The sequence below is a fragment of the Psychrobacillus vulpis genome, assembly GCF_006861825.1.
Lineage (GTDB): Bacteria > Bacillota > Bacilli > Bacillales_A > Planococcaceae > Psychrobacillus > Psychrobacillus vulpis.
This window is the reverse complement of sequence record NZ_VDGI01000003.1, coordinates 127,700-140,458: the sequence shown is the minus strand read 5'-3', so window position 1 is coordinate 140,458 and position 12,759 is coordinate 127,700. Positions and strand designations below refer to the sequence as shown.

Here is a 12,759-nt window from a genome sequence, read left to right as displayed (position 1 = left end):
CAAGAATTGATTCATAATCACTCTTGCATTCTCCTCAATCAATTCGTTCTCCGTCCAATGCTTTTGAGTTTATTAATATCGTTCGAAGACCTTCCATTTCCTCCGATTTCCAAAATTCATCAGAGCTCAAAAGTCTTTCCGCATCAACTTTTGCTGTATTAAGTGCACGATAGTCGTGTACAAGATCTGCCACTTTAAATTCAGGTAATCCGCTTTGTTTTCGTCCAAAGAAATCACCTGGACCTCGCAACTCTAAATCTTTTTCTGCTAAAACAAATCCGTCATTCGTTTCAGTCATGGACACCATTCGTTCTTTTCCTTCTTCAGATTTAGGATCAGCAAGAAGAATACAGTAAGATTGATGTTCACCACGCCCTACTCTACCACGGAGTTGATGAAGTTGCGCAAGTCCAAAACGTTCTGCATCGAAAATAATCATAAAAGTAGCGTTCGGTACATTCACTCCAACCTCAACTACTGTTGTAGAAACAAGAACTTGCACTTTTCCTTCAGAAAAATCTCTCATTACTTCTTCTTTTTCATCAGGATGAAGTCGGCCATGCATTAACCCAACCTTATACCCATCTCCTAAATCAGCTGCCATCATATTGTATACATCTACTGCATTTTGTACATCTAGTTTTTCCGACTCTTCAATAAGAGGACAGATAATATAGGCCTGTCGACCGTTTGCCAACTCTTTTTTTAACCGCACGATCAGTTTATGCAGTTGATCATGTTTCATCCAATGCGTATCAATTTTTTTTCGTCCAGCTGGCATTTCATCAATTATTGATACATCCATCTCTCCAAAAGCAGTTATGGCCAACGTTCTTGGTATTGGGGTCGCCGTCATAAACAGAACATCAGGATTTTCCCCTTTTTCCTTTAAAACTCTACGTTGTTCGACACCAAATCGATGTTGTTCATCCGTAATGACTAACCCAAGTTGTTTAAATGTTACATCAGGTTGTATGAGTGCATGCGTTCCGATTAACAAATCTATGTTCCCTGCTGCAAGGTTTTCTAGAACTGCTCGCCTTGCTTTCACTTTTGTTGAACCAGTAAGTAAAGCAATTTTTACCCCAATCGGAGAAAGCCACTCATCTAGCGAGCTTGCATGCTGCTCCGCTAAAATCTCAGTAGGAGCCATAAGAGCTCCTTGATAGCCTGCAGTAATGGCAGCATACAAACAAATAGCTGCAACGATTGTTTTCCCTGAACCTACATCTCCTTGCAAAAGCCGATTCATACGATGTGGTTCTTTTAAATCACGACAAATCTCGTTGACCACTCGTTTTTGCGCATTTGTAAGCTCATACGGTAGAGAATCAATTAACTTTTTCAATAAGTCATTATGGAACAAAATACTGTTTCCAACGTTTTGTTCTTTCCGGGCTTTTTTTATAGCTTGCATTTTAAGTTGAAAAACAAGTAGCTCCTCGTATACAAAACGACGTCTTGCATTTTTGGAATGCTCCACATTTTGTGGAAAATGAATCCCTTCTAACGAATCCGCAATATTTGGTAAACGGTAGGTTGTTCGTATGGACTCAGGTAATGGATCGATTAAATGTCCACTCATTTCATCTAAAGCTTGTCTCATAAATTTTCGGAAAGTCTTTTGATTAATTGAGCCTTTTAAAGAATATACAGGTTCAAAGTCTTGTTGATCTGTTTTAGGACCTGCTGTAAAAGTAGAAACATTAATAACTTGTCTACCTCTATCCCATTTCCCTGTAACTGTAATGATGGAACCAGGAACAATTTTTGTTTTTAAATACGCTTGATTGAAAAATACTGCTTTAATAAGATGTTGTCCTGCTAATAGACGTACTTGCATTCTAGATTTATTTTTTCCTAAAAAAAGAAGAGAAGGCTCACTTTCGACCCTTCCTTCTACTGTTACTCTTTCATTATGTGCGGTTTCAGCTAAATTTTTTAACCGAAAATCTTCATGACGATAAGGGAATGTCTCTATTAAATCTTCTAACGTGACTATCCCTAATTCTTCTAACGCGTTAGCCGTTCCACTCCCCACTCCTTTTAAGGAAGTAACTAACTCATCTTTCTTAGTTACCACTATTCAAGACAGCTCCACCAAAAATTTTAGCTTCTAACCATTTTCCAGTAGGAGTTGCAGCGAGTCCGCCTTGAGCAGTTTCTTTCAAAGATGTTGGCATTGTTTGACCAATTTTATACATCGCATCGATAACTTCATCACATGGAATACGACTAGTAACACCAGCAAGCGCCATATCTGCAGCTACTAAAGAGTTGGAAGCGCCCATCGCATTACGTTTTACACAAGGCACTTCTACAAGACCAGCTACAGGATCACAAACTAATCCAAGCATATTTTTTAGTGTAATAGCGAACGCTTGTGCACTTTGCTCGGGAGTTCCACCAGCCATCTCCACAATCGCAGCCGCTGCCATACCTGCTGCAGAACCAACCTCTGCTTGACAGCCACCCGCCGCACCTGAAATAGATGCATTATTAGCAACTACAAAACCAAATGCACCAGCATTAAATAAATAACGAATCATTTGTTCTCTCGTTGGATTCAGCTTGTTTTTTACTGCAAAGAGTGTACCAGGCACTACCCCAGCTGAACCTGCAGTAGGAGTTGCACAAATAGTTCCCATTGCCGCATTAACTTCATTTGTAGCAACCGCTTTACTTACAGCATCTAGCATTAATTCACCAGATAACGTGTTTCCTTGCTTCATATAATTTTGAAGAAGTACTGCATCTCCACCAGTTAAACCAGAAGTAGATCGAACTCCATTTAATCCTTTTTCAACTGCTTCTTCCATCACGGTTAAATTACGATCCATTTGCGCAATAATTTCTTCACGCGAACGTCCTGTAATCATTATTTCTTGCTCAATCATGATTTCTGAAATCAGTTTATTTTCGCTATTAGCTAATTCAACTAATTCACGAACATTATGAAATAAAACTTCCATTCGTAATCCTCCTTAGTCTGCAATTCTTGTTACTTGCGTTATATTAGGTAATTTGGTAATTTCTTCTAGTATATTCTCATCAACATTTTGATCTACTTCGATAATCATTAACGCCATATTTCCTTTTTCTTTTCGAGAAACTTCCATATGACCTATATTAATATCATATTTCGCTAGACAGTTAGCTACATTTGCTATACATCCAGAACGGTCTTCATGTACTACTAGAATTGCGGCTAAGTTACCAGATAGACGAAGAGGAAAACCGTTTAACTCCGTAATTTCTGTTTTCCCTCCGCCAATTGATATACCGACCATTGACATTTCTTGTTCTCCATCGCCAATGACAATTCTAGCTGTATTTGGATGTTCTGTGTTTGCTGTTTCAGGAATAAATTCGTATGAAAGTCCAGCTTTTTCAGCATCTTCAAATGCAGTTTTTATTCGTTCATCAAATGTATCATAATCTAATAATCCACCAATGATAGCTACATCTGTCCCATGACCTTTATACGTTTCTGCAAAAGATCCATATAAATAGATTTTAGCCCATGTTGGTTGTTTTCCAAATAAATCTCTCGCTACTCTACCTATACGAGCTGCCCCAGCTGTATGTGAAGAGGATGGTCCAATCATAACGGGTCCAATTATGTCAAAAACGGATTTGAATTTCAATTCATAGACCTCCATTTAAAAATATATTTACTTTCTATTTTACACTTAATATACGAATTTAACAAAAGTATTAAATTACAAGGCTTAGTTGGATAATTTATTCCATCAAAGATCTCTAAGAAAAAAGCTAGACTCTTTTGTAAATGTACGTTTTCGGTTCGTTTTGGGAGAAATGAAAAAGGTTTATCTTAAAAAATTGACAACTTTTCTGTCCTCTCCTCACTTAGAGTGTACTGAAAAAGTCTCCATAATTAGCTTTGACAGACGGAGTTGTACAATAACCCAATAGATAAGAAAATCGTTGAAACGGCTCCCTTTCCGCGGGGTCCTGAAAAAGTTTTATTCTAATAATTTCTATCAAATAGTTTTTAAGAGAATTTATCGCTTTGGCATTCGCTTTCCGCGGGCGAGCGACGAGCCTCCTCCTTCGCTCTGCTTCGTGCGGGGTCTCGTCTGTCTCGATTTCCCGCAGGAGTCTCATGCGTCGCGCTAAATTCTCTTAAATAAATACAGCAAATAGTTCCTACCAAAATACTTTTTAGAGTTTTTCAGGCCCTCTCTTTCCACGGGTGTTGCCCTTTTCAACGATTTTCTAGAAATAAATAAATAGCGTGGAGGAAATTGTGGAAGAGACAATCCCATATACAGAACTAAATAATTTGTGCCAAAAGATAATATCCTTAACCAAATTAATGACATAATGGATTTACAATTTAGATAGTTCGTGTAATGTGATTCCACGATTTGCATGTCGCCTAAGTAGCCAAAAATTGTATCGTGGATTGCGATGGCCAGATTACAGCCATACGATTACCAAAATGCTTAGCAATAGAATTCACTCTAGAACAATTGGAAATTATCGAAATATACATGACTTATTTTCTGAGTAATTCCGATTAGCTACATCTCAAAAATCACATAGAAAAACCACGGGACTTGTTGTTTCCCGTGGCTTTAATTTACTCAACAGATAAGATGTATGGATATAGAGGTTGTTTACCGTTATACAATTCAATCTCAGCATCTTCAAATTGTTCTTCAATAAATGCAGCTAGTTTTGTTGCTTCTTCCTCCGTCACATCTTCACCGTAAATGATTGTAACTATTTCTGCATCTTCATCAATCAATTCTTGTGCGAGCTTCGTTACAGCTTCTTCTCTAGAAGAATTAGAAAGAATAATTTTACCTTCTGCAATTGCCATGAAATCATCTTTTTTAATTTCAACACCATCAATGGATGTATCTCGAACCGCAAAAGTAATTTGGCCAGTTTTCACATGTGCAAATGCTTCCGTCATATACTTTTTATTTTCTTCCACTGAAGCTTGTCCATTAAACGCTAAAATAGCAGACATTCCTTGAGGTATTGTCTTTGTCGGTACAACAGCCGCTTCAATGCCTAAAACTTCTGCTGCTTGTTCTGCCGCCATAATAATGTTTTTATTATTTGGTAGAATTAACACCCGTTCAGCTCCAACAGCTTCAATTGCTTTTACAAAATCCTCTGTGGAAGGGTTCATCGTTTGTCCGCCTTCAATGACAACGGATGCTCCAAGACTTTTTAGTAGTTCCGAAACACCTGATCCCATTGCAACTGTTACTACCGCATAAGGATGTACTTCTGCTTTTTTCGTCGGAACCTCTTTCGAATAACCCTCTCCAACGATTTCAGTATGCTGTTGACGCATATTTTCTATTTTTATTTTAATTAGTTCTCCAAATTGTTGACCATATGTTAAAACTTCGCCAGGAGTTTCCGAGTGAATATGGACTTTAGCCATTTCTTCATCAGATATAACTAAGAGAGAATCTCCATATGCACTTAAAACATTTCGAAAATCAGTTTCATCGAAAGCTTTTTTGCCATGATCTAATCGAACCATGAATTCTGTGCAGAAGCCAAACTCGATATCTGCTGTATCCATGAAACCTTGGACATTTTTATGATGTTCCGCGTTTACTAAGTCATCCATTGACGTATTTACTGTTTTTTCAGGTAAGGCTTCACCTTTTAAGCTTGCCAAAAATCCTTCATAAACAAATACAAGCCCTTGTCCACCACTATCTACTACACCTACTTCTTTTAAAACAGGAAGTAAGTCTGGTGTTCTGTTCAAAGATTGTTTTGCTTCTTTCACAACCGCTTCCATTAGTAAACGAATATCTTCTTCCTTTTCACTTACTTCAACAGCCTTCTTTGCAGAGTCTTTTGCTACCGTTAAAATAGTACCCTCTACTGGCTTCATTACTGCTTTATAGGCAGTTTCTACACCATAGTTTAATGCTTGCGCAAATTGTTTTGCATCTAATGTTCCTTGTTGCTCAACAGACTTTCCAAAGCCACGGAACAATTGAGATAAAATGACTCCAGAGTTTCCTCTAGCTCCCATTAACAACCCCTTCGATAAAGCTTGAGCTGTTTTTCCAATATGCTCTACCGTATGTGCAGCTGTTTCTTTCGCTCCAGAAGTCATGGATAAGTTCATATTTGTACCTGTATCTCCATCTGGAACAGGAAACACATTTAAAGCATCTACGTAATCTGCATTCTGAAAAAGATGATGCGCTCCCATTTTAATCATATCCGCAAATTGTATACCATTGATTGATTTCATTATTTTCTCTCCCTCACTCACACGTTTGCCACGCGAACTCCTTGTACAAACACATTTACGGATTTCACTGACATACCAAGAGATTTATGAAGTGTATATTTCACTTTCGATTGCACTTGATAAGCTATTTCAGAAATTTTTGTTCCGTAACTAACAATTATATACATATCAATATGTAAATCTTCTTTCTCTTGTCTAACGATGACACCTTTTGCAAAATTTTCTTTTCTTAAAATATCCGTTAAACCATCTCTAATTTGATGTTTAGATGCCATACCAACTATTCCATAGCATTCCATCGCGGCTCCGCCTGCAAATTGTGCGACTGCATCTTGCGATATATCAATTTGTCCGAATTCATTTTTCAATTCAATTGACATGATGAAACCTCCCAAGTCCTTTTTGACTACCCCTAATTGTACTACACCCATCGAAATTATAAAAGAGAGCGATTACATTCTATCGTATATCACCATATAGTATAAGTTATGTTCGTGAATTAGGAAACAAATACTAGGGAATAATAGTCTTAACAAATTCAATTGAAACAAACAAGATCTCTAATTATAGCAACATTGTTATGTTATATTTATTCTAATAATTTTTCAAAAGAAATCGATCTACTGCTTGTCGAAAACAAAATCGTTAGGATGGCTGTGGAGCTGCCTCCTCGGGAACTGGCATTTGCTTGTCGCAGCTATACGGTGTCTTCCACATTTCTTTATGTCCAGCTCCAGCGACTTGCTCCTCGGGGTTAAATGGGATATTGCTGTGGTGGCTGAGGAACTGCCTCCTCGCTTTTCCTCATTTGCCTGTCAGGGCAGAAGTAGGCGCTTGCGCATTTCTATGTGTCTAGTTTCGCCTCTTAGTCGCTCGGGGTCAAATGCCAGTTTCCTGCGGTGGCTGTGGGGCTGCCTCCTCGGGAACTGGCATTTGCTTGTCGCAGCTATACGGTGTCTTCCACATTTCTTAGTGTAAAGGTTTTTTTCTTGATAAGTGTTGCACATACGAGGTGTCTGTGGTAAATTATTAAAGTATGTGAAATATCGAACTGAAAAATCTTTCAGCTTCTTTTTTAAAGGAGGAAATATAATGCCAAAAGTATGTGCAATCACTGGGCGTAAAGCTCGTTCTGGTAATGCTCGTTCTCACGCAATGAACGCTAACAAGCGTACGTGGGGGGCAAACCTTCAAAAGGTCCGCATTCTTGTAGACGGTAAACCAAAACGTGTATGGGTTTCTGCTAGAGCTTTGAAATCAGGAAAAATTGAGCGCGTTTAATCGCACTCATAATTAATGCCAGGTCGATAATAGTCGACCTGGCATTTTTTCATTTTAGAGAATCATTCTTATATTTACTTATTTCATAACCAAAACTCTTCAGTGACAATAATGCAACAAAAAAAAGACCCCAATGATGGAGTCATCGAAAAACTTTTACTTCTTCACTTCTTCTTTTCTAAACATGCGAATACAAACTCTCACAAAACTACTTAGTGATTTAGGCAATCTAAATGTGTATACCTTCACACACAATTCCTCCCTTTTAGTCGCTGCTTCTTATCATTAAACATATGCCAGCAGTAAAAGAGATAGTACCATTTCGTCCACTTACTTCATTACTTGTGAATTTTGCATTGCCAATCGAAATATCTTCATTCGTTACTTCATATAAGAATCCTCTTAAGTAAACGTTTTTGACTGTTTCACCAAAAGAGAAAAATGAAATATAGTTAAAATGTTTATCTTGCTCTATTTGATGTTTTCCAGGTAATAAAAATCGAATAATATTTTGCTTGTTTCGTATGTAAAAATTAATTTCAGGATACTTCATTTGAAAACGGACCATATCATGTAAAACTGCTTCATAATGATCGAGTCTGCCACCAGTTACAGCAGTTAAAATGACTGCATCTGGTTTATAAGTTAGTGCACGAAGTATTGCTATATGCGTGTCTGTTTCATCTTTTTCAGCTTGTAATACTGTCATTTTATCTACAGATTGTTCAAGAAAGCGATATTCATCCTCTAATAGTGAATCGAAATCTCCTATTATTTCATCTGGCGTAATTCCACTCGCCAATAAATGAAGAGCTCCACGATCAGCTCCGATAAAAATTGTGTCTTCTTTTGAAAGAGGAAGTTGTTTAAAATCAACAACTTCCTCTACTGGACCTCCCGAGCAAACAATCACGCTTTTCATTTTCCAGCTACACTTAACCCAGCTTCTTTAATTGCTTGTAAAGCCTTCCCTTTATCTTCAGCATTATAGATTGCAGAGCCTGCTACCAATATAGTAGCTCCTGCTTCTACACAAGGAATGATCGTTTCTTCATTTATTCCACCATCAATTTCGATTTCGATAGATAAGTTTCTTTCTTTAATAATATCCGCTAATTGTTTCACTTTTGGTACTACGGAATGAATAAATTTTTGACCTCCAAAACCTGGATTTACGGTCATAAATAGAACCATGTCGATATCTTCTAACACATGTTGAATCGACTCAATTGGAGTATGTGGATTTAATACTACGCCCGGTTTCACTCCAAATGAACGAATCAATTGAATCGTGCGGTGAAGATGCGGACAAGCCTCTACGTGTACTGTAATATAATCAGCACCAGCTTTTGCGAATGATTCTATATATGAGTCGGCATTTTCAATCATCAAATGAACATCTAGTGGCAGCTTTGTAAGTGGTCTTAGCGCTTCCACAACTATTGGCCCCATTGTAATATTCGGTACAAAGTGACCATCCATTACATCGATATGAATGAGTTCTGCACCTGCTTTTTCTACTTCTAATACTTCTTCTCCAAGCTTTGCAAAGTTTGCTGCTAAAATAGATGGAGCAATTTTAACCATATTTAGTACCTCGGCTTTCTATCCATAATTTCATTTAAAAACTGTAAATAGTGATCATATCGATATTCTTTTATATCTCCTACTTCTATAGCCTCTTTTACTGCACATTTTGGCTCTTTCACATGCATACATCCTCGAAATTTACACGAATCTTGAATTTCCACAAATTCAGGGAAACAGCTGGAAAGCTCCTCTTTTTCCATCAGATCAAACTCGAACGAGCTAAACCCAGGTGTATCTGCAAGTAGACCTTCACAAACTTCAATTAGTTCCACATGTCTTGTTGTATGCTTCCCACGACCTAATGCATCCGAAATTACACCAGTTTTTAAATTTAATGACGGCAATATTGTATTCAATAACGTTGATTTTCCTACACCTGATTGTCCCGCAAGCACGGTTGTTTTCCCACTTAAAATCGGAGCAATCTTTTCATCAAATTTCGGGTCATCTTTATAAGTCATTAAGACTGTATATCCGATCTGTTCATACTCCTTCTTATATTGAAGAAGTTCTAGTTCCATCTTTTCATCTAACAAATCACTTTTCGTTAAACAAATAATGGGTTGAATATGAAAAGACTCCAGAACGACTAAGAAACGATCTAATAATATCGTATTAAAGTCAGGCTCTTTAACAGAGAAGACAAGAATGGCTTGGTCTATATTCGCAATAGGAGGACGTACGAGACTATTTTTCCGCTCATGAATGACAGTAATTGTGCCGTCATTTTCACCCTCAACTGTATAGTCTACAAAATCACCAACTAGTGGTGATTCTCCTCTATTTCTAAAAACACCTCTACCCCTACATTGTATTAATTGATCATTATCGTACACATAATAATATCCGCTTAACGCTTTTCTAATTTGACCTGTTGGCATCCGAAACCTCCCTATTCTAAATCTTCGTATGCAATTGTTTCTTCCGCAAAAACTGTTGACCCAATTACTATTCGGTAAGCAGCTTTTTTTCCTTCACTTATTTCTAATTTTAATTGTTTTACTACTGTTTCCGTTAGCACAAATTCTTCAACTGGTTCAGCCATCGTTCTTGTTTTGTCATCTACATAAATCCGAACGATTTGTTCTGCTTCAACTTCACCATCTACGGCTGGCTCGAATGGAATTGTTACTGACTTGACAAACAGCTTTGTAGGTTTAGCTTTCGGCCCATCTGAAAGAACAACTTCAATGGTACTTCCAGGTGCGATTTTTTCATTTGCTAACGGAGCTTGTCTAACCACATTTCCTTTAGCAATTGTCTCCGAATTCTCACTTCCAACTACTTTAATCTTGAATCCGGAAGATCTTTCATAGTCACTTAATGCTTTTCCATTATAGTCTTTTAAGTCATACACTGCTCTTAGGTCCAGTCCTTTACTAACCGTAAATACCAAATCTGTTTCGGATGGAATTATTTCTGTTCCACCTGGTGGATCTTGTTTTAAAATAGTACCAATTGGCTCAGGAGAATGTTGTGGATCTTCTTCAATAGAGCGTAGGTTTTGGTTTTGCAATAATACTTTTACTTGCTCAATATTTCTACCTGTATAATCTCCAATTGAAGAAGTCTCTTTACCAGATGAAACGAATAAGTGAACTTCCGTTCCTTTTTCACGGAGTTTTCCAGCTTCTGGAGTCGTTCGAATGATGAAATTTTCTTCTACCTCTTCTGAGAACTCTTCCGTTTGTTCTCCGATTTTAAAACCATCTGCTTTCAATTGTTCAATTGCAAGCTCCAGCTCTAAATTTGAAACATCTGGAACTTCCATCTTATCTGGCCTAAATAACCCAGGAATTAGAATAATTATCATGAGCATAAGCATTATTACACCCGCAACAATACCGCTTATTATTTTCCATTTCTTACTTTTCTTTTTCGGAGTTTCCTTATCCGTCGAAACAGATGCTACTGGCATTTTTTTTGTATCTGACACTTGTTCAAACGAAACAGGTTCTCTAATTATCGGAAGAACTTTTGTCGCATCATCATCCACAGCAACAACAAATTTCTTTTCATCAGCTCTCTCAAGAGATAAAGCTGTTGCTAAATCTAATTCCATTTCTTCTGCAGTTCCATATCGGTCATTCGGATTTTTTGCCGTTGCTTTTAATACAACATTCTCCAAACTTTGCGGTATGGAAGGAATTATAGCCCGAATAGAAGGGGTTTCCGTTTGTAAATGCTTTAAGGCAATTGAAACTGCGGACTCTCCTGAAAAAGGTAGTTGTCCTGTCAAGAGCTCAAATAACACAATTCCTAAAGCATAGATGTCCGATCTTTTCGTCGCTGTTCCACCACGTGCTTGTTCTGGAGATAAATAATGAACAGTTCCGAGAACGGAGTTTGTTTGTGTATAAGACGTAGCACTAAGCGCCATCGCAATTCCAAAATCGGTTACTTTTACTTTTCCTTCTTCATCCAATAATATATTTTGCGGCTTTATGTCGCGATGAATAATATGATTGTTATGCGCATTTGCAATAGCTGAAGTTAATTGCTTCATAATCGTTATGGATTTAACTGGAGAAATTGGAGCATTTTTTTGTATGTATTGTTTTAATGTTTCTCCTTTAACATACTCCATCACGATATAATGAATATCTCCATCCTCGCCAACGTCATATATACTCACAATATTAGGGTGTGTAAGGCTTGTCGCAGACAATGCTTCACGCTGAAAACGGCGGTGTAATTCTTCCTCATTGGAAAAATCATAACGCAACACTTTAATAGCTACATCACGATCTAAAATCATGTCATGCGCTAAATAAACGTTAGACATTCCTCCTCCGCCTATCATATCAAGCAATTTATATCTGCCACTAATTCGTTTGCCAATCATCATCCTTACACCTCCTCATCGTTATTAGATAGTAAGATTAATGAAATATTATCTTCTCCACCTGCTCTATTTGCTTCGTCCACTAGTGCTGTACCTTTTTCTTGTAATGGCTTTTCAGAATAAAGAATGGTGTGAATAAATGGTTCACTCAGTTTATTGCTTAATCCGTCTGTACAAAAAAGAAAATATGAATTTGGTTGAAATTCTACTTCGTAAAAATCAGGATGAATCGTAGTTTCTGTTCCAACAGCTTTCATGAGTACATTTTTCTTAGGATGAATTTTCGCTTGCTCTTCATTTATTTCGCCTGAATCTAATAATACATTTACGTATGAATGATCACGTGTTATTTGATCCAATTTAGTAGGAGTTAATTGATAAACTCTACTATCGCCAATATGGGCGATTATCCCTTTATTGCTATCAAACAAACCAGCGATTAACGTAGTACCCATACCCTCACATCCAACATTCGTAGAGGAATGTTTTGCAATGGATTGATTAATAGACTGAAATGTATAGGTTAACCAATCCTTAGGTTTTACAATGGATGGATTATAGGCAGCGAAATATCTTTTAAACTCTGTTATAGCAATTTCACTTGCTACATCTCCAGCATTATGACCGCCCATTCCATCTGCAACAATAGCTAAAATACGTCCATCTGAACGAACAAAAACATCTGCACGATCCTCATTTACCGTTCTTCGCATACCCACATCTGTTTTAACAACGAACTCCATTTTTCCTTCACCTCTTTTAGAATGAAAAGAAAGCACAA

General features: G+C 37.4%; 12 protein-coding genes. 1 reads left to right on the top strand and 11 read right to left on the bottom strand.

All coding sequences use genetic code 11. From position 1 onward, the window contains the following. Nucleotides 1-34 precede the first annotated feature (34 nt). The 5 genes from recG to FG384_RS04620 form a co-directional block, all read right to left on the bottom strand. Nucleotides 35-2,083, bottom strand: coding sequence for an ATP-dependent DNA helicase RecG (gene recG / locus FG384_RS04640; protein ID WP_142641420.1), 2,049 nt, complete (start codon nucleotides 2,081-2,083; stop codon nucleotides 35-37). Next, complete coding sequence (gene sdaAA, locus FG384_RS04635; RefSeq protein WP_142641419.1) at nucleotides 2,073-2,972, bottom strand: L-serine ammonia-lyase, iron-sulfur-dependent, subunit alpha; 900 nt, start codon at nucleotides 2,970-2,972, stop codon at nucleotides 2,073-2,075. The genes recG and sdaAA overlap by 11 nt, the downstream gene beginning before the upstream one ends. A 12-nt stretch (nucleotides 2,973-2,984) precedes the next feature. Then, on the bottom strand, nucleotides 2,985-3,647 hold the full coding sequence (gene sdaAB / locus FG384_RS04630) for an L-serine ammonia-lyase, iron-sulfur-dependent subunit beta (RefSeq protein ID WP_142641418.1): 663 nt from the start codon (nucleotides 3,645-3,647) through the stop codon (nucleotides 2,985-2,987). A 959-nt stretch (nucleotides 3,648-4,606) separates the two neighbouring features. Then, on the bottom strand, nucleotides 4,607-6,262 hold the full coding sequence (locus tag FG384_RS04625; RefSeq protein ID WP_142641417.1) for a DAK2 domain-containing protein: 1,656 nt from the start codon (nucleotides 6,260-6,262) through the stop codon (nucleotides 4,607-4,609). Nucleotides 6,263-6,279: 17 nt separating this feature from the next. Further along, nucleotides 6,280-6,642 (bottom strand): Asp23/Gls24 family envelope stress response protein, encoded by a 363-nt coding sequence (locus FG384_RS04620; protein WP_142641416.1) that lies wholly within the window; start codon nucleotides 6,640-6,642, stop codon nucleotides 6,280-6,282. A 712-nt stretch (nucleotides 6,643-7,354) separates the two neighbouring features. Between FG384_RS04620 and rpmB the strand changes: the two genes are divergently transcribed. After that, nucleotides 7,355-7,543: a 50S ribosomal protein L28 gene (rpmB, locus tag FG384_RS04615; RefSeq protein ID WP_093263405.1), complete on the top strand. Its 189-nt coding sequence runs from the start codon at nucleotides 7,355-7,357 to the stop codon at nucleotides 7,541-7,543. 156 nt (nucleotides 7,544-7,699) lie between these two features. On the opposite strand, the gene spoVM is transcribed toward rpmB, so the two are convergent. The 6 genes from spoVM to FG384_RS04585 are packed head-to-tail and all read right to left on the bottom strand — an operon-like array spanning nucleotide 7,700 to nucleotide 12,721. Beyond that, the gene (spoVM, locus tag FG384_RS04610; protein WP_142641415.1) at nucleotides 7,700-7,792 is read right to left on the bottom strand and encodes a stage V sporulation protein SpoVM; all 93 of its coding nucleotides are present in this window, start codon (nucleotides 7,790-7,792) and stop codon (nucleotides 7,700-7,702) included. A 16-nt stretch (nucleotides 7,793-7,808) separates the two neighbouring features. Beyond that, nucleotides 7,809-8,465 carry a thiamine diphosphokinase gene (locus FG384_RS04605; RefSeq protein ID WP_142641414.1) on the bottom strand — a complete coding sequence of 219 codons (657 nt, stop codon included), beginning with the start codon at nucleotides 8,463-8,465 and terminating at the stop codon, nucleotides 7,809-7,811. Continuing rightward, nucleotides 8,462-9,130 (bottom strand): ribulose-phosphate 3-epimerase, encoded by a 669-nt coding sequence (gene rpe / locus FG384_RS04600; RefSeq protein WP_142641413.1) that lies wholly within the window; start codon nucleotides 9,128-9,130, stop codon nucleotides 8,462-8,464. The genes FG384_RS04605 and rpe overlap by 4 nt, the downstream gene beginning before the upstream one ends. 2 nt (nucleotides 9,131-9,132) lie before the next feature. Next, nucleotides 9,133-10,014 carry a ribosome small subunit-dependent GTPase A gene (gene rsgA, locus FG384_RS04595; RefSeq protein WP_142641412.1) on the bottom strand — a complete coding sequence of 294 codons (882 nt, stop codon included), beginning with the start codon at nucleotides 10,012-10,014 and terminating at the stop codon, nucleotides 9,133-9,135. An 11-nt stretch (nucleotides 10,015-10,025) separates the two neighbouring features. Continuing rightward, complete coding sequence (pknB, locus tag FG384_RS04590) at nucleotides 10,026-11,981, bottom strand: Stk1 family PASTA domain-containing Ser/Thr kinase (RefSeq protein WP_142641411.1); 1,956 nt, start codon at nucleotides 11,979-11,981, stop codon at nucleotides 10,026-10,028. 2 nt (nucleotides 11,982-11,983) lie between these two features. Continuing rightward, entirely contained in the window at nucleotides 11,984-12,721 is a 738-nt protein-coding gene (locus FG384_RS04585; protein ID WP_142641410.1) for a Stp1/IreP family PP2C-type Ser/Thr phosphatase, read from the bottom strand. Between the last annotated feature and the right edge of the window lie 38 nt (nucleotides 12,722-12,759).